The organism is Nesterenkonia sp. PF2B19 (assembly GCF_001758425.2).
Taxonomy (GTDB): domain Bacteria; phylum Actinomycetota; class Actinomycetes; order Actinomycetales; family Micrococcaceae; genus Nesterenkonia; species Nesterenkonia aethiopica.
In genome coordinates, this window is record NZ_MDSS02000013.1 from 1 (window position 1) to 18,934 (window position 18,934).

Below are 18,934 nucleotides of genomic sequence, written 5' to 3' on the forward strand. Positions count from 1 at the left end.
CCCTCCGGTGCGTCGCTGGCCTTCTTGCTCCAGTCTGATGTTGCCATCGTCAAACACCTCTCCGTGATCAAGGTGTTGCGACGATCAGTTGAATCCGCCCTGGCTCCCGCGGTCCGAGTGCACAATGCATCCAGCAGCATCGCGACGACGAGACATCGCGTTATCCAGGGCGTTCACCGCGAGACGGGCCCTCATCCGGTCACTGATCGAGTAGCCGATGATGCGGCCGGAGAACACGTCCTTGATGGCGCAGAGGTAGAGCTTGCCCTCGTCGGTCCAGTGCTCGGTGGGGGGCACCTCCCGCTTGCGGGGGAACGTCGGTCAGCCACAGTTCGTTGATGTCATCGGTGGAGAAGTCCCGCTTCACGAGATCGTCGTGGACCGGTGGCCCGGGACGCTTCCCGTTCTTGCCGCGCTTCTTCCCGAACACGGACCACCACTGGTTGTCCCGGCAGATCTTCCACGCGGTCCGCTCACACATCACCTCGCCGGCCTCGGCGGCTTCGTCGACCAGGAGCCGGTAGCCGTACTCGGGGTCGTCGCGGTGGGCGTCCAGCAGGGCGTTGGCGCGGTAGGCCTCGATCAGCTCGGCCTGGGTGACCTGTTGATGCCGCCAGCGGTAGTAGGGCTGGCGAGAGAGCTTCAGGACCCGCAGGGACACCGCGACGGGGATCCCATCGGCGGCGAGCTCGCTCACGAGCGGGTAGAACCCTTTCCCGGCAGGTTCGCCTGGGACAGGTAGGCGGCGGCACGGCGGAGGACCTCGTTCTCCTGCTGGAGCAGCCGGATCTGCTTTCGCCCCTCGCGCAGCTCCGTCGACTCCTCCCGAGTCTTGCCGGGGCGGCTGCCGGACTCGATGTCGGCTTGGCGGATCCATTTGTGCAGCGTCATCTCGTGGACGCCGAAGTCCTTCGCGATCTGCGCGATCGTGACGCCGTCCTCACGGGACCGGGCCACTCGCACGACGTCTTCGCGGAACTCCTGGGGGTAGGGAGCGGGCATGGTGCACATCCTTCCAGGCCGCCCTGCGGGCAAGCCAGATCGAATGTCACCTATCCGTGCGGCAGCCCCATCCGGTTCAAGTCGTTGCCCGGTCACGCTCAGACCGAGGCCGTCGAGTCGAGCGAAGGCGGTCAGGTCAGGGCGGCCGAAGTCGGCCGGCGGGGTAGCGTCGGACACGTCGAGGTCTTTCGGATGGATGGCGTAGGAACCTCCGTCGTCGGGAGACCTCGACGTCTATCTGCGGACCGACGCGCCCGGCCGATCTACACCCTCATCTGAGAAGACCCCTGAAACGTATTCGACGATGACGGGACCGGCGAGGAGGAGGGCGCGGTGAGCTACAGGAATGGAGCTTGCTCGGCTTCGACGCCGCCGCAAGCTCCGGTGAAACGGTCGGTACTGGTCGGTCGTCGTCGGTCACCACCGGATGGCGGCGTCCCCCACGCTCGGCGTTTGCGCAGGTCAGCGGCTCGTTCGCCCAGTGGGCGCAATCAAGCGATAGACGCAAAGCCGACGTGATTAGGTCGTCGGTTCGATTCCGACAGGCGGCTCCGGCGAACAGCCCCTGACCTGCGGAAACGCAGGGCAGGGGCGGTTCGGTCCTGGTGGTCGCGCGATGCGCTGGCCTCACGGCTCTGCCCGACACCGACGTCGCTCTCCTCTGCGACGGACCCCTCGCCGGCTGAGCGCTCGCGGCCGGCATCCTGTCCGTGTGCCGATAGGCCTCGCACCGCTCGGCAACGCAGCATGGCGTTGCGTCGCGACCTGGCGACGGCTCGGCGGGGCGCGACCGTCTCGTGCGTTGGCGGACTACGGGAGCTTGGACGCGAGGACGTCGGCCGCCAGGATCTCGGGTGCTGCGCCGAGGAGGTGCTGGTTGGCCATCAGGGCTGCGACGATGGCGCCGTTGGCGTGGGCGTCGCGAGCGGCCTCGTCGGGGAATGCATCGAAGATCCAGAAGGTGTCGGCGTGGGTCCTGACCGCGAACCAGACAATCGTTCCTACTTCTTCGTTGGCGAGCGCGACAGCGCCGGCGAGCAGATCGGCGAGCGCGTCGTGCTGTCCATCGGCCGCGACGATCTTGGCGACGAAGGCATACGGAAGTGATGCGGGTGTGGACATGAGGGACTCTCCTTGAAATCGGGGTTCTTCGTGGGACGAGTTCAGCGTATGACGAGCGAGGGCCGGTGGGAAGTGGCGCATACGGCAGTATTGCTATTGTTTACGTCATGCGTATCGGACTGATCGCGATCGACGGCTGCTTCGGTTCGGCTATCGCGTCGATCATCGACATCGTGCGGGTGGCCGACGGAGCCCGCCGCGATGTCGACCCGCGGATCGACCCGATCAAACTCGCCATCCTCGGACCGAAACGGCGAGTGACCACGACGGCATCGATGACCCTGTCGGTGGACCACCCACTGTCGGAGTCCGCAGAGTTCGACGTGGTCGTCGTCCCTGCGCTTGGAACCCTTACGGCCGCCGCTACCAACGACGCCCTCCAGAGCCGAGATGCTCGTTCGGTCATCGCCTCGCTCGGGCGCCTCGACGAGGCGACCACCCGGATCGCCGCAGCGTGCACCGGCGTGTTCGCCGTCGCCGAGACCGGACGGATGCATCATCGGCGGGCGACGACCAGCTGGTTCCTGGGGCCGGAGTTCCTGAAGCGCTATCCGACCGTCGCCCTCGATCTCGACACCATGGTCGTGGTCGACGGGAACCTCGTCACCGCCGGCGCCGCGTTCGCCCACATCGACCTCGCGCTCTCACTCGTGCGATCGATCAGCCCCGACCTGGCCCAACATGTCGCCAAGCTCCTCATCATCGACGAGCGTCCGTCGCAGGCGGCCTTCGTCGCCTACGAACATCTCCGGCACGAGGACCCGATCGTCGTCGAGTTCGAACGCTTCGTGCGCGCCCGCCTGGACGAACCGTTCAACGTCGCCTTCGTCGCGCAGTCGCTCGGCACCAGCCGGCGCACCCTCGAACGACGAGTCCGTGCGGCGCTCAACCTCACTCCGCTCGGCTTCGTCCAACGGCTTCGCATCGAACGAGCTCGGCACCTCTCAGCAACCACGGACCTCACCTCCGCCGAGATCGCGCTACGGGTCGGCTACGCGAACGCCGAGACTCTGCGCTCCCTCCTGCGTAGGGAGCGACGCCGTTCCTGACCTATCGCCATGCCTGTAGCCGGTGTCCTAGTGCTCGACTGGAACCACCTCTCAGCACGTCGCGTCGACGCTCCTGCGTCGCCCCTGGACGACCCACTCGACACGCCCGCAGCACAGGCCATGTGACGTGTCCCGGCTTCCCGGACGGTCGGGGTTGGGTGGCTGTGATGTCGCTGCGTTCTCGTCGAGAGGATCAGCAGACCCGATCAGAGCCGATTGGGATAAGACGCGAAGGCGGTCAGGTCAGGGCGGCCGAAGCCGGCCGGCGGGGTAGCGTCGGTCACGTCGAGGTCTTTCGGATGGATGGCGTAGGAACCTCCATCGTCGGGAGACCTCGACGTCTACCTGCGGACCGACGCGCCCGGCCGACCTACACCCTCATCTGGGAAGAGCCGTTATAGGTCAGAAACGTGTTGCGGGTCTGCTGAAGGTCTGGTTGACCGTGGGGTTTATGCCGCCAGGGCGACGGCTTCTTTGTGAACGGTCTCGTATTCGACCGGGGTCAGCTTACCCAGCCTCCGCTGTCTGCGGCGGCGATGGTAGGTCGCTTCGATCCAATGGATGATCCGGGCCCGCAGCTCAGCGCGAGTGGCCCAGCAGGCCCTGTTGAGCACGTTCTTCTGCAGCGTGGAGAAGAAGCTCTCCATCGCAGCATTGTCCCCAGCAGCTCCCACCCGGCCCATGGACCCGGCCAGCTCGTACCCCTTCAGGGCCCGCTGGAATCTCCGTGAACGAAATTGCCACCCACGGTCCGAGTGAACAATGCACCCGGCTACTTCTGAGGGGCCTCCGCGACGAGCCACAGCATCGTGCAGAGCCGTCACTGCCAGGCGGGATTTCATCCTGGAATCGATGGCATAGCCCACGATCCGGTTACTGAAGACATCCTTGATCGCGCACAGGTAGAGCTTGCCCTCACCAGTGCGGTGCTCGGTGATGTCCACTAACCACTTCTGGTTAGCTCCGGTAGCGGTGAAGTCCCGGTCGATGAGGTCATCACAGACCGGCGGGCTCGGCTTTTTATACTTCTTCCTGCCCTTGCGCTGAGTGACTGAGAAGAGCTGCTGGTGTGAACACAGCCGCCACACCCGCCGTTCAGAGGCCTGGTACCCGGCGGCGGTGAGCTCATCGGCGATGAACCGGTGTCCGAACTCAGGATCATCAGCATGAACATCTATCGCGGCGTTGAGCAGGTGGGCCTCATCCCAATCCCGCTGAGAGATCGGCGCTGCTGCCCATTTATAGAAGGCCTGCTTAGAAAAGCCCAGAACCCGGCAGGTCACCGCCACCGGCACCCCGGCAGCGGCAAGGTCACGGACCAGCGGGAACATCATTTTGGGGAGGTGCCACCCAGCTTCAGATTCGCCTGGGAGAGATACGCCGCAGCCTCGCGCAAGACCTTATTCGCCTGCTCAAGCTCACGGATCCGGCGCAGCATCTTCGCCTGCTCCCGGGACTCCTCAGCGTCCTTGGCCGGCTCGATCCCTTGCTCTTCGAGCTTCGCAGCCCGGATCCAGGACTGCAGCGCGGACTTCGAGCAGCCCATATCCGCGCAGACCTGCTTCTGACTCATCCCTCCAGCAACCAGCTCCACAGCGGTGCGGCGGAACTCCTCGGTGTAGACGACTTTCGGCATGACTTCCATCCTTCCTGCTTTCTCAGCAGTCTTGAAGTCAACCGAACCTTCAGCAGACCCCACAGACCCCCGCACGATCTCCCCGCCCAGCTTTCAGAGTACGACTGTCACGGACTATCTCCATGACGGGTACTGGCTGGAAGCCCCCGATGTCACAGGTGACGGCACGCCCGACCTGGTCGGCCACGGTCTGAAGATGGGAGAGCTCTACTGGTATGAGAATCCCACGTGGGAGAAACACATGATCGTCGACAAGATCAAGGAGCCCGTGGGAGGGGCGCACAAGACCCGACGCGACGTCCGTCGGCGGGAGATGAACCGCTGGAGTCCCGGTCGGCACTATCGCTGAGCCCTGATGGGCCGGGACTTGCGGAGAAGACTGGCCCGCCGGTGACTCCGCTTCGAAGCCGCCGCCCACAACGGGAGGCGAGATTAAACTCCAGGCAACGGTGTGTCAGGCCTGCGCGCTTCGACGGTGCGTTGACGGCTTCGACGTCGTGTACGCGGTGTGGGCGGCAAGAGCAGCCGTCACGGCGAGTACGGCGACGCTCAGCACGATCACCGGCAGGTGGTCCATGAGCAGCATCGCGGCGATCGCGATCACCACCAGCACAGCGGCTGCGATGAACCGGGACCGTGCGAGGCGTCCGAAGCGGGACCGGAGGAACAGCAGGTTCCCCACCAGGTAGACGAGCGGACCTGCTGCTGTCACGAGAACTATGGCGGGCGTGAGGTGGTTGTGGGAGAGCCGCAGTTCGATCGACACGGCGACAAGGATCGCACCCAGGACCATGAAGGCATGCGCGTATGCGTAAGCCGATCTGAGAGCCCCGGTGGACGAGTTCCCACCGTGGGTGTCAGGGCCGGCAAGGGCGAAGTAGTTCCACCAGAGCACGAACAGGGAGGCAAAGCCGACGATCAGACTCAGAGCGAGCGACAGAGTGAGCTGGCCGTGGGAGACGATGGTGCCACCCATGAGCAGGATGGACTCGCCGAGGGCGATGATGAAGACGAGACGGTTGCGCTCGGCCAGGTGCTCGGCGTCCGTATCCCACTGGTGCATGGGGGCTGCGCCGATGCCGGGTATCCGGTATTGAGTCAACGGGGCCGCGTAGTCGACGAGCACCGCGATCAGCCAGAGACCCAACCGCCACTCGAGGGGCAGTGCTGCGCCGAGGACCCAGAAGATGCCGGCCAACAGGGTCCACAGCAGCAGCATGCGGTAGTTGGCTGCGAGCTGGTGGCCGCGGTAGGTGATCATCATGAAGGCCGGACGAAGGATGCCCATGAAAAGGTAGCACCCGACGAACAGCCAGGCTCCGCCGTCGAAGGCACTGGGGATCGCAATCGACATGCCCAGTGCGGCAAGCATGAGCACCCCAGAGAGAAGCTGCACCGGGGTACGGCTCGGATCCAGCCAGTTCATCGCCCAGGCGGTGTAGTTCCAGCCCCACCACACCGCCGCGAACACCACGATGGTCTGTGCGGCACCCTCCCAGGAGAGATGCTCGATGAGCAAGTGCGAGAGCTGGATGATGGCGAAGACGTAGACCAGGTCGAAGAACAGCTCTATTGGGCCCACCTCGGACCGACGGTGGCCGGTGCGGGCGAACGGGACGGCAGTCATTGGTGGCGAACCTCGCATGCTCGTGTCGTGCGTGAGTATCGAATGCGGCAGCACTGAGCGGGCGCCCATCTGGCTGGACGCCCGCTCGAGTGACCAGTGCCGACCTTCACCCTTCGCGGATCGTCATCTTCACGATCTTGTCGCCGTCGATGGCGAAGACGAACTTCGACCGGCCATTGGCATGGTTGGAGCGCCAATCGCCGATGACGGTGATGGTGTCGTCCGCGACGTCGACCTCCTCGACCTCAAGTGTCCCGCGCGAACCGATGAACTCCGTGTCGCTCCACGATTTGATCTGGTCACGCCCGGTGAAGTCACGGCCCCAGTCGTCGACGGACCCCTGCGCGGTGAAGGCATCGAGGAAAGCTTGCTCGTCGTGGTCGTTGACCGCTGTGATGAACGAGGCGACTGGTTCGGGGATGGTGGGTTCTGCCATGGGGTGTTCCTCATTTCGTAGGGTCGAGCTCAGCGGGTGGTGTAACCGCCGTTGGCGAAGATCGTCTGACCGGTGATCCACCACCCCTCGGAGGCGAGGAAGCGGACGATCGGCGCGATGTCGTCGATCTCAGTCAACTGGTTGCCCATGCCCTGGGACTTGTGGAATTCGACCCGTTCCGGGGTCTCCTGGCCATAGAAGAACGGCGTGTCCATGGGGCCGGGGGCGATAGCAGTGACGGAGATGCCCCGATCGGCGAATTCCTTGGCCGCGGCTCGGGTGAAGTGCTCGACCGGAGCCTTGCCTCCGGCGTAGGTGGAGTAGCCGTCGGTGAATGCCGCCAGCAGAGCGGTGACGATGGTGATGATCTTGCCACCGTCGGCGAGGTTCTTGCCGGCCTCCTGGATGAAGAAGTAGGCAGCCTTGGAGTTGATGTCGAACATCGAGTCGTACTCGTCCTCGGTCGTCTCCACGATCGGCTTGCGCAGCACCTTGCCAGCTGTGTTGACCGCGATGTCCATCTTCCCCAGGGCCGCCTCCGCGTCAGCGAACAGGCGGGTCACATTCGCGGGGACAGTGAGATCTCCCTGAAAGGTCGCCCCCTTGCCTCCAGCAGCTTCGACCGCGGCGAGTGTCCGCTCGGCGTCGGCACGGCTGGAGTCGGAGTTGTAATGGATCGCGACGTTCGCTCCCGCCTCGGCCGCCTGGCGAGCGATCAACCCACCGAGGTTCTTCGCGCCGCCCGCGATGAGAACGTTCTTGTCCTTGAGTGTGTGCTCGGTCATGAGATCCCCTGTATATCGACTGTATGCGCTAATGTTATTTCGATATATGCGGTAACATAGCATCATGACAGCGACACCGACAAGCGATACACGTCAGCGGATGATTGCGGCCGCAGCCGACCTCATCGCCGCCTCCCCTGGGGAGGAGTTCTCGCTGCGCGCGGTGTGCGATGCGGTCGGAGTCAAGATGCCGACCCTGTATCACTTCTTCGGCTCCAAGCAGGGACTGATGGACGCGGTCATCGAACGCGGATTCGACCTCTACCTGGACGAGAAGTCATCGATGGAGTCATCCGGCGACCCCATCCAGGACATCCGCGCCGGATGGGATGCACACGTCGCCTTCGGCCTGGCCAACCCCGGGTTCTATACGCTCATGTACGGGAAGGTCCGCCCTGGGCACTCCCCCGAAGCCCAGTCACGTCCCAGCGAGATCCTGCGCGCACTCACGGCGCGGGCCGCCGAACAGGGCAGGCTCGCAGTACCCTCCGAGCAGGCCGCCGCGCATATCCTCGTCACCAACATCGGCGTCACGCTTCGCCAGATCATCCTGGCTGCACCGGACCCCGCACTCTCTCGAGCCGTCCGCGAAGGCGCCATCTCAGCGATCACCGGCAAAGGCTCGCGAGCCGACGACCCGCTCACCTGCGCCATCGAGCATGCCGCCGCCCACCCGGACGTCCTTGGCAGGACAGAGACTCAGCTCCTCATCGAGTGGCTACGCAGACTGAACGACGCACGGCAGGTTGAGGCTGCGACCCCTCATCGGCTGGATTGAACACGCTCACAGTTCAGCCGGCCTCTGCCATGTCGCTGGCATTTTCGCTGACAGACAGGGCAACAGCACGTAGGTCGCGCCCTCAGTCCTTCATCAGGCCGACCCCGGCCCGCCGCGTGGCACACTCGTGACGGAACGAGGTAGACAGATCTGCCTACTACAGGCTGAGGAGACGCGATGAAGGACCTGACCGACTACTCCGTCCTCACGTTCGACTGCTACGGCACGCTGATCGACTGGGAGGCGGGCCTCTCCGCCGTGCTGACCGACTGGGCGCGCGAACACACCCTCGAGAGGAGCCCCGAAGACCTCCTGCAGGCCTACTCGGCCCAGGAGGCGGCCGTGATGCGCGAGCATCCCACCTGGCTCTACCCGGAGATCCTCGCCGAGGCGTTCCGCCGCACCGGCGAGGACCTCGGCGTCACCGTCAGCGACCAGTGGGCGCGACGACTCGGCACGTCCGTGCCCCAGTGGCCAGCCTTCCCTGACTCCGCCGAGGCGCTCGCCGCCCTGGACCGCCGGTACGACCTGGTCATCCTGTCCAACGTCCACCGGGCCGGCTTCACCGGGAGCAACACGCACCTGCGCGCCGACTTCGCCACCGTCATCACTGCTGAGGACGTGGGCGCCTACAAACCTGCCGCCCCACATTTCGAGGCCCTGGACTCCTGGTTGGCGGAACGAGGCACTCCCCGCTCAGACGTGCTCCACGTGGCCCAGAGCCTGTTCCACGACCACGTGCCGGCCCGTCGGCACGCGCTGGACTCGGTGTGGATCAACCGCCGTCACGCGCAGCCCGGCTGGGGCGCGACCCCGGAGCCTGCCGAACCATGGACCTATGACGCCGAGTTCCGCTCCATGCAGGAGTTCGCCGATGCCGTCGAGGCCGAGTCGACGGCGGCGCGTCATGACCGGCGCCGAGCCGTCCGCAGCGCGACGGGGCTCCGCCCGGGCCCGCCTCCTGGAGGCCGCCGCCGGGCTGTTCTACGCCGAGGGCATCGCGGCGACCGGCATCGACACAGTCATCGCGGAAGCAGGCGTGGCCAAGATGAGCCTGTACAACAACTTCTCCTCCCAGGAGGAGCTCGTGCTGGCGTACCTCGAGAGTCGGCACCAGGAGTGGATGGAGCTGTACCGGCACCGCGCCCAGGGCGCCGTAAGTCCGGAGGACGGCGTGCTCGCCGTCTTCGACGCCTACCTGGACCATGCGGAGGCGGCCTACGTCCACGCGTTCCGTGGATGCGGACTCCTCAACGCCGCAGCGGAGCTGCCTGCCGGGGCACGCGGGCGGGAGGCCGTACGCCGCCACAAGGAGGAGGTGGAGGAGGTCCTCGCCGCACATCTCGAGCGCCTCGCCCCTCGCCCCCTCGCGCAGGAGACCGCCGAGCAGCTCTCCTTCCTCCTGGAAGGGGCCATGAGCCGAGCGGGCCTCGACGGCGGCCCGGACCGCCTGCGGCGCGCACGCGGGATGGCCGAGCGGATCCTGGCGGGCCTCGGGCGTGAGCCCTGAGGTCAGCCCTGAGGTCAGCCCTGATCCTCGAGGCACTCCCGCAGCGCCTCCCCCATGAGCCGGCCGGCGTCGTCGAACTCCTCCGTGCGGGGCCCGCAGTAGCTGATCCGCACATGGCTGGCAGGGGCCTCGGCGGGGAACCATTCGTCTCCGCCGGCGACGACGACGCCCTTCTCCTCACAGCGGCGCACGAAGGCTCCCGCCTCCGGCAGCCCGGGCAGGTGCAGCCACAGGTGCAGCCCGCCGCGAGGGATGTGCTCCAGCTGTGCGTCCGGCAGGTGCTGGTGGACCGCGCGCACCAGCAGGTCCCGACGGCGGCCCAGCTCCTCCCGCAGCCCGCGCCGGTGGGTGCTCCATCCCGGCTGGGTGACCACATCCAGCGCCACCGACTGGAGCACCGCACTGACGTACAGGGACTCCGCCTGGCAGGCGCGCAGAATCCGCTCGCGCGCCGGGCCGTGGGCGACGACGGCGGCCACGCGCACCGAGGGTGAGACGCTCTTGGTCAGCGAGCGCAGATGGACCACATGGCCGTCCGGATCCTGGGCGGCCAGCGGCGCGACGGCGCCGTCGATCCCGAAGTCGTGGGCGTAGTCGTCCTCGATGAGGAAGGCTCCCTGACCCCGGACCACGTCGAGGATCTCGCGCCCCCTGGCGGGGCTCCACTGAGCTCCGGTGGGGTTGGCGAAGGTCGGCTGGGCGTAGAAGGTCCGGGCCCCGGAGCGGATGAGCGCCTGGCGCACCTGCTCGGGATCGGGGCCGTGCGGCCCGGTGGGCACGGGAATGATGCGCGCACCGATGTGCCGAGCGGCGAGGATGGCACCCCAGTAGGTGGGCGACTCCATCACCACCGGCTGATCCCGACCGATGAGGGCCCGGAACACGGCGACCAGTCCGCTCTGGCTCCCTGGAACGATGAGCACATCACGCGCCGAGACTCCGGATCCCCCGGCCTCTGCCGCCATCAGCTCCTGGGCGAACCAGGCCTGGAGCTCCGGGAGCCCGGCGGCCGGCGGCCGCTGCAGCGACGAGTCGGTGCGGCCCGCCCGGGACCAGGCCGACTGCAGCAGCCGACGCGGCAGCAGCCCCGGCTCGGGATACCCGACGTGCAGGGGGATCGCCTCGGGCGAGGCTGACCGCAGCGTGGCCGGTGCGGCGGCGGCCACGGGGTCGCTCAGACTCAGGGCTACGGTCTGCCACCGATGGTCGCGGCTCGCCGCTGGCCGTCGGGGACGGACGAAGGTGCCCACCCCGGGACGGCTCTCCACGAGCCCGAGGCCGACCAGCCGCCGTACCGCCGTCTGCACGGTGACGGGACTGACCTGCAGCTCGGAGACCAGCCGACGGCTGCTGGGCAGGCGCGCTCCCACCGGGGCCTGCTCGATCCATCGGCGCAGATGCTGCTCCACTCGACTGCTACTATCAGTCATGAGACCTCATGATACCGCTATTGCCAATGGCCCGACTGCGCTACTGGTCCGGCGAGCGGGGTTGTGGTGGGGACTGCTCGGCGTCGCCGCCTTCTCACTGACCGTCCCGTTCACCCGAATCGCCGTCACGGAGACCGGCGCAGAGACAGGCGCCGGGGCGGGCGCGCTGGACCCGCTGTTCGTCGGCGCCGGACGCGCCGTCGTCGCCGGCCTCCTGGCGGCGGTGGCCCTGCTGCTGGCCCGCCGCGGGCTCCGATCGGCCGACAGTGGTGGCGACTGGCGTGGTGGGCCTTGGCGTCGTGCTGGGCTTCCCCGTGCTGACCTCGATGGCCCTGACGGCGACGACGGCGAACCACGGCGCGATCGTCATCGCCGTGCTGCCGGCGGCCACCGCCGTGGTCGTCGTCCCTGCGCACCGGCGAGCGACCGGGCCCGCTGTTCTGGCTCGCGACGACGGCGGGGGCGGCTGCCGCCGTCGTCTTCGCCCTGGCACACGGCGGGCTGGGACCGCTGCACTGGTCGGACGTGCTGCTCTTCGCCGCCGTGGTCGCCGCGGCCTGCGGGTACGCGGAGGGCGGGCTGCTGGCCCGCGAGCTGGGTTCCTGGCAGACGATCTGCTGGGCGCTCGTGCTCGCCCTGCCGGCGACGGCGCTGCTCACCGCCGTCAGCCTCGACGGCCAGGCCCCTCAGGCTTCCCCGGTCCAGTGGGCAAGCTTCGGCTACCTCGCCGTGGTGAGCATGTTCCTGGGCTTCTTCGCCTGGTACCGCGGACTGGCTCTCGGCCCGATGGCACAGGTCAGCCAGATCCAGCTCACTCAACCGGTGATGACGCTGGTCTGGGCGGCGCTGCTGCTCGGCGAGACGATCACGCCGGCCACCGTCATCGGCGGCGCCGCCGTGGTGGCCTGCGCGGCGACGGCCGTGCGGGTGCGGCTCCGGACGCGGTGAGTCCCCCCGCGCGGTGGATGCCATGCGCCCCGGCGCCGTCGTTCGGGAGGGGGACGCCCCTAGCAGGACATATGCCGCCGTCGTGTCACTGCCTGCGGGCATACTGGGTCCATGTCACTCACCTCGCACCCCCGACGCCTCCTCGGCCTGAGCGTGGTGGCCGCCGGAACCCTGGCGCTGCTCACCGGCTGCGGAGACGAGACGACCGGCCCCGAATCCCAGGCTGAGGCCCTGGCCGCCGCCCTGCAGAGCGGGGACTTCACCGAGGTGGCCGTGCGCACCGAGGCCGGAGCCCAGGAGCTCGCCGACGCCGTGGCCACCCTCCATGAGCCCTTCGGCGAGCTGAGCCCGGACGTCAGCGTCTCAGAGATCACCGTCGACGAGCCTGACGAGGACTCGCCCCGGCCGGCCACCGCGGTCGTCGAACTGACCCATACCTGGGACCTGGACGAGATCGGCGTCGAGGACCAGACCTGGAGCTATGACACCCAGGCAGAGCTGACCTACAGCGCTGAAGCGGACCAGTGGCGTCTGGAGCCCGACACCGAGGTGGTGCTGCCCGACTTCACCGGCCAGGAGGGCATCGGGATCTCCACCGTGCCCGCCGAACGGGGCCGCATCATGGACGACGACGGCCGAGCCATGGTCTACAACCGGGACGTGGTGCGCATCGGCATCGACAAGTCCCAGCTCGCCGAGGGAGACGACGCCGCCGATGAGGACACTCAGCGGGAGGCCGCCGAGGAGCTGGCCGAGGTGCTCGGCATCGACGCCGAGAGCTACGCTGACCGGGTGGTGGCCCACGGAGACCAGGCCTTCGTGGAGGCGATCGTCCACCGCCGGGACTCCGACGAGGTCACCGCCGCGGACCTTGAGGGCATCCCCGGCGTGACCATCGTGGACGATCAGCTGCCGCTGGCGGAGTCCCGCGACTTCGCACCCCTGCTGCTGGGCCGGGTGGGGCCGGTCACGGCTGAGCACCTGGAGGAGGACCCCAGCCTCAGCGCCGGCGACCAGATCGGCACCTCGGGCCTGCAGGCCGCCTTCGAGGACACGCTGCGCGGATCGCCGGGCATGCGGATCCACAGGGACGGTGAGACGCTGTTCTCCACGGACCCGGTCGACGGTGAGGACCTGGACACCACGCTCGTCCCGCGCCTGCAGAACCTCGCCCAGGACATCGTCGACGGCGTGGACGAGGACGTGACCGCCTCGATGGTCGCCCTGCGCCCCTCCGACGGCGGCATCCTCGCCGCGGCCAGCCACGACCCGGAGGACTCCTGGGTCTCCACCGCCACGCAGTCCACCTATGCACCCGGCTCCAGCTTCAAGGTGGTCTCCTCGCTGGCGATGCTACGTGACGGCCTCTCCCCCGACTCCACCGTGCAGTGCCCCGCCTCCGCCCGAGTGCACGGCCAGGTGTTCCGCAACTACGTCGGGTTCCCCACCGAATACACCGGCTCGGTGGAGTTCACCGAGGCCGTGGCCACCTCCTGCAACACGCTGTTCGTCAACGCCTGGGACGAGGTCACCTCCGCCGAGCTGCAGCAGGCCGCCTATGACCTCGGCCTGGACGATGAGTCGCAGCACATCGGCCTGGCCAGCAGCTTCGGCACCGTGCCGGACGACTCGGAGCTGAACCTGCATGCGGCCAACCTCTTCGGCCAGGGGGTCGTGGAGGCCTCTTCCCTGGGGATGGCCACCGTGGCCGCCTCAGTGGCCGCCGGCGAGACGGTGCACCCGCACCTGGTGAAGCCGGCGGACTCCGAGGAGGCCGGCGAAGAGAACGACGAGGGCGCTTCGGACGCCGAATCCGGGCTGACCGAGGAGGAGGCCGAGGACCTGCGGGAGCTGATGCACGGCACGGTCGAGTTCGGCACGCTGGACGGACTGATCGACGTGCCCGGGGAGCACGTCTACGCCAAGACCGGCACCGCTCAGGCCGGGGCCGGAGACGACATGTACGCCCACACCTGGGTCATCGCCTTCCAGGGTGACCTGGCGGTGGCGATCTTCGTGGACGAGGGCGAGTACGGCTCCTCCACCAACGGGCCGCTGCTGCAGGAGTTCCTCACCGGCGCTGCCGAGATCCTGGACTGAGGGCGAGGATCGCCCTCAGCCGGTCGCATGCGCCGCCTCAGCCCACCCGGCGGCCGCACCACCCCGGAGGCTCCTCGGCGTGGACCCGGATGGCGGCGGACACGTCCTCGGGGAAGCCCACGGTGCCACCGGCGGCCTGGTCCACGTGGAGTCCGAGGATCTCTTCGGTGGCCACCAGCTCTGCGCCGGAGTGCATCTCATGGGCCAGGTGGAGCTTCTTGGGGCCCTCCCCGACCACCCGGGTGCGCACCGTCAGGGGCGCCCCCAAGCCGACCTCGCGCAGGTACCGCACATGGGCCTCCACGGTGTAGAGCGAGCAGCCGCTCGCCTCCCGGTAGGCGGGCCCCATGCCGAGGTGCTCCATCGCCTGGTCGGTGGCGTACCCGAAGACCAGCACGTAGAAGGCCTCGGACATATGCCCGTTGTAGTCGATCCACTCGGCGGCCACTTGGGTCTCATAGACCGGCAGCGCGGCGCTCGTCATGATGCCCCCTGCCCTGCGTCACCCGGCGACCGAGCGTCACCCAGCGGCTGGGCGCCACCGAGCAGACGACGGATGGCGATGATGCCGGCGTCGCGCTCGGCCACCAGCTCCGCGACGCTGCGGCCTGCACTGGCCTCGTCACATCCCGCCACCACGCCGGCGCGCAGCTCCTCGGTCAGCTCGGGCGCCTCCAGCCGGGTCCACGGGGACTTCAAGGACGGGCCGAAGTGGTCGAGCATGTGCGCCATGCCGCCCTCCCCTCCGGCGAGGTGGAAGGTCAGCATGGGCCCGTGCATCGGCCAGCGCAGGCCCGGACCGTCCTTGATGGACCGGTCGATCTGCTCCACGGTGGCCTCGCCGTTGTCCACCATGTGCAGCGCCTCGCGCCACAAGGCCTCCTGCAGCCGGTTGGCGATGAACCCGGGCACCTCGCGGTCCATCCGGATCACCGACTTGCCCGACGCGGTGTAGAACTCCGCGGCCCAGTCCACCACCTCGGAGGCGGTGCCCTCCCCGCCGACCACCTCCACCAGCGGGATCAGGTAGGGCGGATTGAACGGGTGGCCCACCACGAAACGCTCCGGGCGGACCACCTCGGCGGCCATGTCCGTCATGCCGAATCCGGAGGTTGAGGAGCCGATCACGACATCGGGCGCGGTCACCGCATCCAGGTCCGCCAGCAGCCGACGTTTCAGGGCCAGGTCTTCTGGGGCGGACTCCTGGACGAAGCCGACGCCGTCGACGGCCTCTGCCAGGTCGGTGTGCACGCTCCAGGCGTGCCGGTCCGCGCCGTCGAGCATGTCCAGCTGCTCCAGGGCCGGCCAGGCGGCGCGGATGAGCCGGCCCAGGCGTTCCTCGGCGTCCGGGGCGGGGTCCCAGACCTTCACCCGATGGCCGCGGGCCAGAAAGTAGGCGGCCCACCCGCCCCCGATGGTGCCGGCGCCCACACAGGCGATGGTGCCGACGTCGTCGATGCTGCGCAGCGCCGGGGCCATGCTCAGGCCCCCTTCCCTGCGGAGGGGATCTGAACCGTCAGGTCCAGGATCTCGCGTGCCTCGTCCGGGGTGGCGACCCGTTCGCCCAGGGACTCGACGATCCCCACGGCACGTTCGGTCAGCTGAGCGTTGGTGGCCTTGACCCCCTTGGACAGGTACAGGTTGTCCTCCAGGCCGACGCGGACGTGGCCGCCGGCGAGCACGGAGCGGGCGGCCCACGGCAGCTGGTTCCGGCCCAGGGCGAAGGAGGTGAACTCGGCACCCTCGGGAAGCATGTCCACCATGGTCCGCAGCAGGCGCGGGTCGGCCGGGGCCCCATAGGGGATCCCCATGCACAGCTGGTACAGGGGCGGCGGATCGATCAGCCCCTCCTCCACCATGACGTTGGCGAACCACAGGTTCCCGGTGTCGAAGATCTCCATCTCCGGCGTCACGCCGAGCTCCTGGATCCTCGCCGCCCCCTCGCGGAGCATGTCCGGGGTGGAGACGTAGAGGTTGCTGCCCTCGCCGAAGTTCAGCGAGCCGCAGTCGATCGTGCAGATCTCCGGGCGCAGCTCCTCCACATGCGGGAGGCGGTCGACCGCGTTGACCAGGTCGGTGCCGTCGAGCTGGTCGGTGGGCCGCTGCGGGTCGATGACCAGGTCTCCGCCCATCCCGGCGGTGAGATTGAGGACGGGGTCGACGTCGGACTCCCGGACGATCCGCACCACCTCGCGGTAGTGGGCCACGTCGCGGGAGCCTGGGTGGTCTCCGGGTCGCGGACGTGGATGTGGACGATGGACGCGCCGGCCCGTGCGGCGGCGATCGCGTCGGCGGCGATCTGCTCCGGGGTGACCGGGACGTGCTCGCTGCGGCCGGCGGTGTCGCCGGCGCCGGTGAGCGCGCAGGTGAGGATGACGGGACGTGACATGGGAGGGGTTCCTCTCGTGATGGGGTCTGTGGGGCGCGGGCTCAGACGCCGGCCGGCGGCGATCCCTGCGAGGACGGCACCGGGCGCTCCACCGGAAGATCCGTGGACGGCAGCTCCACCTCCGGAAGCTCCACGTCCGGCAGCAGGATGCGTCGCCGCAGGTGGTCGCGGACGCGGCGCTGCATGGTCTCCTCGGTGATCACTCCGGTGAGCACCTGGACCCCCAGCCCGTCCACCAGCGCGGTGAGCTCTCCGGTGAGCTCCTCACTGGCGCCCGAGTGGAACACTCCGACCTGCTGACCGGCGGCGACGGCGGCGCGGACAGTCTCGAACCAGCGCCGGTAGATCTCCACGTACTCCACGTCCTGGCCGCCCTTGAGAGCCACCCGGTTCCAGGACTGCAGCCAGATGGACCAGTCGAGCCGACCGGCCTCACCGTGCGGGGACTGCATGTCCAGCAGCCTCCACAGCCGCTCCACCGGATCGTCGACGCCGGTCAGCCGGGCGATCTGCCGGTCATAGGCCAGCTTCACGGAATGGTTCAGCGCCATGGCGAACAGGTCGGGCTTGGTCGGGAAGTAGTAGTGCACGGTGGCGCTGGAGACGCCCGCGGCGGCGGCGATGTCACTGACGCGGACCGCCTCGAATCCCGTCTGCGCGAAGAGCCCCCAGGCCGCCTCGACGATCTCCCGGCGACGGCGCGCCTGCTCGGGTGTGGCAGGTGAGGCACCGGCGGGGTCGGCGTCAGGCGGGGTCACGGAGACGGGGTCCGCGCCGGGGGCTGAGCCCACCAGAGCGCTGACCGCCACTCCGGTCACGCGGGCCAGGGCGACGAGCTCGTCGTCGGTGAACCGTCGTTGGCCCGAGAGCGACTTGGAGAGCTTGGTCTCGTCGATGCCCATCTCGGCGGCCACCTGACGCTGTGAGCGTCCGCTGGCGCGGATGGCACGTCGCATGCGGTCGGCGGACGGGCGGCCCGTCGTCGTGGAGGACATGCGGCTCAGCGTACTGAGCCCCCTCCCAAAATCGCAAGCACCCTGACTTTCAGTCAGATTTTGCGATATGCTCAGCGTCGGCGCCTCGTGGCGACCACTGCCTCGACCACGGACCGCGGCCCGCTGACCCCTGAGTCGGCGGGGACCGGTCCGTTACGATGGCGTGTCGTCGTCATGCCGCGGAACGCCAGGAGTGCCAGCACTCCGGCTGCCCGCGGCAGCACCTGCACCCGAACAGAGAGCCTGAGACCGTGTCCCCTGAGAGCCAGCAGCCTGAGCAGACCGTCGCTCGGAGCCACATGCGCCACCCGCTGTCCTTCGTGCGCCGCAGCAACCGGCTGACCCCGCGTCGCCAGCGCGCCTGGGACGCCGCCCTCGGCCAGGAGCTCCTGGACATCCCGCATGGCGAGCGCGACACCGCCGTCGCCGACGACTTCCGCATCGAGTGGAAGGCCGAGTTCGGCCGTGACGCGGAGCTGATCGTGGAGATCGGCACCGGGTCCGGGGAGGCGATCGCCCACGCCGCCGCCCAGCACCCGGAGAAGGACTTCCTCGCCGTGGAGGTGTACCGCCCCGGCGTCGCGCAGCTGGTCAGTCGGCTGCGCCGGGAGGGCCTGCGCAATGTGCGGGTCGCCAATGTGGACGCCACCGAGGTCCTGGACAAGCTCCTCCCCGAGGATTCGGTGTCCGAGGTGTGGGTGTTCTTCCCCGACCCCTGGCACAAGAAGAAGCACACCAAGCGCCGCCTCGTCCAGGACTCCTTCGTGGAGAAGGTCGCCCGCGTGCTGCCCGACGGCGGCCTCTGGCGGCTGGCCACCGACTGGTCCGGCTACGCAGTCCAGATGCGGGACACGATCTCCGCCTCCCCCGCATTCACCAATGTCCACGCCGGCCAGCGCGCCGGCGAGGAGTCCCCACTGACCGCCGTCCGCCTGGAGGACCTCGACACCCGCAGCATGGGCAAGACTCCCGAACCGCTCCCCCTGGACCAGGCCATCGACGACGTCGGCGGCTGGGCGCCGCGATTCGAAGGCCGCATCCAGACCGACTTCGAGACCAAGGCGCTGACGGCCGGGCGGAGGGTCTTCGACCTGACCTTCGTCCGCACCCCGGTGAGCTGAGCACCT

General features: G+C 68.3%; 17 protein-coding genes and 4 pseudogenes. 8 read left to right on the forward strand and 13 right to left on the reverse strand.

Annotated elements, in window-relative coordinates; all coding sequences use genetic code 11:
* Positions 1-84: 84 nt before the first annotated feature.
* From BCY76_RS20660 to BCY76_RS05765, 4 genes are all read right to left on the reverse strand, one after another.
* On the reverse strand, positions 85-297 hold the full coding sequence (locus BCY76_RS20660) for a DDE-type integrase/transposase/recombinase (protein ID WP_083277196.1): 213 nt from the start codon (positions 295-297) through the stop codon (positions 85-87).
* Positions 200-697, reverse strand: coding sequence for a hypothetical protein (locus BCY76_RS18515; RefSeq protein ID WP_201791083.1), 498 nt, complete (start codon positions 695-697; stop codon positions 200-202). The genes BCY76_RS20660 and BCY76_RS18515 overlap by 98 nt, the downstream gene beginning before the upstream one ends.
* Positions 694-1,002, reverse strand: coding sequence for a transposase (locus BCY76_RS19000; protein WP_070158408.1), 309 nt, complete (start codon positions 1,000-1,002; stop codon positions 694-696). Before BCY76_RS19000 ends, BCY76_RS18515 begins: the two co-directional genes overlap by 4 nt.
* Before the next feature lie 810 nt (positions 1,003-1,812).
* Positions 1,813-2,124 carry a putative quinol monooxygenase gene (locus BCY76_RS05765; protein ID WP_003941073.1) on the reverse strand — a complete coding sequence of 104 codons (312 nt, stop codon included), beginning with the start codon at positions 2,122-2,124 and terminating at the stop codon, positions 1,813-1,815.
* 107 nt (positions 2,125-2,231) lie between these two features.
* Between BCY76_RS05765 and BCY76_RS05770 the strand changes: the two genes are divergently transcribed.
* Positions 2,232-3,173, forward strand: a complete 942-nt coding sequence (locus BCY76_RS05770) for a GlxA family transcriptional regulator (protein WP_070158407.1) — start codon at positions 2,232-2,234, stop codon at positions 3,171-3,173.
* A gap of 449 nt (positions 3,174-3,622) precedes the next feature.
* On the opposite strand, the pseudogene BCY76_RS05780 reads toward BCY76_RS05770, so the two are convergent.
* Positions 3,623-4,809: pseudogene (locus BCY76_RS05780) on the reverse strand (IS3 family transposase).
* Here BCY76_RS05780 and BCY76_RS05785 point away from each other — a divergent pair.
* Entirely contained in the window at positions 4,808-5,158 is a 351-nt protein-coding gene (locus BCY76_RS05785) for a hypothetical protein (protein WP_237089994.1), read from the forward strand. The pseudogene BCY76_RS05780 and the gene BCY76_RS05785 sit on opposite strands and share 2 nt — an antisense overlap.
* 105 nt (positions 5,159-5,263) lie before the next feature.
* Here the strand turns inward: BCY76_RS05785 and BCY76_RS05790 are convergent, their stop codons facing one another.
* The 3 genes from BCY76_RS05790 to BCY76_RS05800 all read right to left on the reverse strand — a co-directional run bounded on the left by BCY76_RS05790 (position 5,264) and on the right by BCY76_RS05800 (position 7,657).
* On the reverse strand, positions 5,264-6,436 hold the full coding sequence (locus BCY76_RS05790; protein WP_237089995.1) for a low temperature requirement protein A: 1,173 nt from the start codon (positions 6,434-6,436) through the stop codon (positions 5,264-5,266).
* A gap of 106 nt (positions 6,437-6,542) precedes the next feature.
* The gene (locus BCY76_RS05795) at positions 6,543-6,872 is read right to left on the reverse strand and encodes a nuclear transport factor 2 family protein (RefSeq protein WP_070158403.1); all 330 of its coding nucleotides are present in this window, start codon (positions 6,870-6,872) and stop codon (positions 6,543-6,545) included.
* 29 nt (positions 6,873-6,901) lie between these two features.
* Entirely contained in the window at positions 6,902-7,657 is a 756-nt protein-coding gene (locus BCY76_RS05800; protein ID WP_070158402.1) for an SDR family oxidoreductase, read from the reverse strand.
* Positions 7,658-7,757: 100 nt separating this feature from the next.
* Here BCY76_RS05800 and BCY76_RS05805 point away from each other — a divergent pair, with 100 nt between their 5' ends.
* The 3 genes and pseudogenes from BCY76_RS05805 (at position 7,758) to BCY76_RS05815 (ending at position 9,945) form a co-directional block, all read left to right on the forward strand.
* A complete protein-coding gene (locus BCY76_RS05805; RefSeq protein ID WP_237089996.1) occupies positions 7,758-8,435 on the forward strand; it encodes a TetR/AcrR family transcriptional regulator in 678 nt (225 codons plus the stop codon).
* Positions 8,436-8,612: 177 nt separating this feature from the next.
* Positions 8,613-9,158, forward strand: a pseudogene (locus tag BCY76_RS05810) (HAD-IA family hydrolase); the annotation flags it as partial.
* Between the two features lie 184 nt (positions 9,159-9,342).
* A complete protein-coding gene (locus BCY76_RS05815) occupies positions 9,343-9,945 on the forward strand; it encodes a TetR/AcrR family transcriptional regulator (protein WP_085437334.1) in 603 nt (200 codons plus the stop codon).
* A gap of 14 nt (positions 9,946-9,959) precedes the next feature.
* Here BCY76_RS05815 and BCY76_RS05820 read toward each other — a convergent pair whose 3' ends face one another.
* Positions 9,960-11,375 (reverse strand): aminotransferase-like domain-containing protein, encoded by a 1,416-nt coding sequence (locus tag BCY76_RS05820; protein WP_085437336.1) that lies wholly within the window; start codon positions 11,373-11,375, stop codon positions 9,960-9,962.
* Here BCY76_RS05820 and BCY76_RS05825 point away from each other — a divergent pair.
* Together BCY76_RS05825 and BCY76_RS05830 are read left to right on the forward strand one after the other, a co-directional pair.
* Positions 11,374-12,323: pseudogene (locus BCY76_RS05825) on the forward strand (DMT family transporter). The gene BCY76_RS05820 and the pseudogene BCY76_RS05825 sit on opposite strands and share 2 nt — an antisense overlap.
* A gap of 111 nt (positions 12,324-12,434) precedes the next feature.
* Positions 12,435-14,423: a penicillin-binding transpeptidase domain-containing protein gene (locus BCY76_RS05830; protein ID WP_085437338.1), complete on the forward strand. Its 1,989-nt coding sequence runs from the start codon at positions 12,435-12,437 to the stop codon at positions 14,421-14,423.
* 37 nt (positions 14,424-14,460) lie between these two features.
* Here the strand turns inward: BCY76_RS05830 and BCY76_RS05835 are convergent, their stop codons facing one another.
* From BCY76_RS05835 to BCY76_RS05850, 4 genes and pseudogenes are all read right to left on the reverse strand, one after another.
* Positions 14,461-14,907, reverse strand: coding sequence for a thioesterase family protein (locus BCY76_RS05835; protein WP_070158646.1), 447 nt, complete (start codon positions 14,905-14,907; stop codon positions 14,461-14,463).
* Entirely contained in the window at positions 14,904-15,902 is a 999-nt protein-coding gene (locus BCY76_RS05840; protein ID WP_070158645.1) for a 3-hydroxyacyl-CoA dehydrogenase NAD-binding domain-containing protein, read from the reverse strand. Before BCY76_RS05840 ends, BCY76_RS05835 begins: the two co-directional genes overlap by 4 nt.
* Before the next feature lie 2 nt (positions 15,903-15,904).
* A pseudogene (locus tag BCY76_RS05845) lies at positions 15,905-16,812 on the reverse strand (3-keto-5-aminohexanoate cleavage protein).
* A 41-nt stretch (positions 16,813-16,853) separates the two neighbouring features.
* On the reverse strand, positions 16,854-17,807 hold the full coding sequence (locus BCY76_RS05850; RefSeq protein ID WP_070158644.1) for a TetR family transcriptional regulator: 954 nt from the start codon (positions 17,805-17,807) through the stop codon (positions 16,854-16,856).
* A 299-nt stretch (positions 17,808-18,106) separates the two neighbouring features.
* Between BCY76_RS05850 and trmB the strand changes: the two genes are divergently transcribed.
* A complete protein-coding gene (gene trmB / locus BCY76_RS05855) occupies positions 18,107-18,928 on the forward strand; it encodes a tRNA (guanosine(46)-N7)-methyltransferase TrmB (protein WP_070158642.1) in 822 nt (273 codons plus the stop codon).
* Positions 18,929-18,934: the final 6 nt, after the last annotated feature.

Bases quoted from the DNA above. Each gene is read 5' to 3' on its own strand.
- BCY76_RS19000 (WP_070158408.1), bottom strand. From the start codon at position 1,002: ATGCCCGCTCCCTACCCCCAGGAGTTCCGCGAAGACGTCGTGCGAGTG.
- BCY76_RS05765 (WP_003941073.1), bottom strand. From the start codon at position 2,124: ATGTCCACACCCGCATCACTTCCGTATGCCTTCGTCGCCAAGATCGTC.
- BCY76_RS05770 (WP_070158407.1), top strand. From the start codon at position 2,232: ATGCGTATCGGACTGATCGCGATCGACGGCTGCTTCGGTTCGGCTATC.
- BCY76_RS05785 (WP_237089994.1), top strand. From the start codon at position 4,808: ATGACTTCCATCCTTCCTGCTTTCTCAGCAGTCTTGAAGTCAACCGAA.
- BCY76_RS05790 (WP_237089995.1), bottom strand. From the start codon at position 6,436: ATGACTGCCGTCCCGTTCGCCCGCACCGGCCACCGTCGGTCCGAGGTG.
- BCY76_RS05795 (WP_070158403.1), bottom strand. From the start codon at position 6,872: ATGGCAGAACCCACCATCCCCGAACCAGTCGCCTCGTTCATCACAGCG.
- BCY76_RS05800 (WP_070158402.1), bottom strand. From the start codon at position 7,657: ATGACCGAGCACACACTCAAGGACAAGAACGTTCTCATCGCGGGCGGC.
- BCY76_RS05805 (WP_237089996.1), top strand. From the start codon at position 7,758: ATGATTGCGGCCGCAGCCGACCTCATCGCCGCCTCCCCTGGGGAGGAG.
- BCY76_RS05815 (WP_085437334.1), top strand. From the start codon at position 9,343: ATGACCGGCGCCGAGCCGTCCGCAGCGCGACGGGGCTCCGCCCGGGCC.
- BCY76_RS05820 (WP_085437336.1), bottom strand. From the start codon at position 11,375: ATGACTGATAGTAGCAGTCGAGTGGAGCAGCATCTGCGCCGATGGATC.
- BCY76_RS05830 (WP_085437338.1), top strand. From the start codon at position 12,435: ATGTCACTCACCTCGCACCCCCGACGCCTCCTCGGCCTGAGCGTGGTG.
- BCY76_RS05835 (WP_070158646.1), bottom strand. From the start codon at position 14,907: ATGACGAGCGCCGCGCTGCCGGTCTATGAGACCCAAGTGGCCGCCGAG.
- BCY76_RS05840 (WP_070158645.1), bottom strand. From the start codon at position 15,902: ATGGCCCCGGCGCTGCGCAGCATCGACGACGTCGGCACCATCGCCTGT.
- BCY76_RS05850 (WP_070158644.1), bottom strand. From the start codon at position 17,807: ATGTCCTCCACGACGACGGGCCGCCCGTCCGCCGACCGCATGCGACGT.
- trmB (WP_070158642.1), top strand. From the start codon at position 18,107: ATGCGCCACCCGCTGTCCTTCGTGCGCCGCAGCAACCGGCTGACCCCG.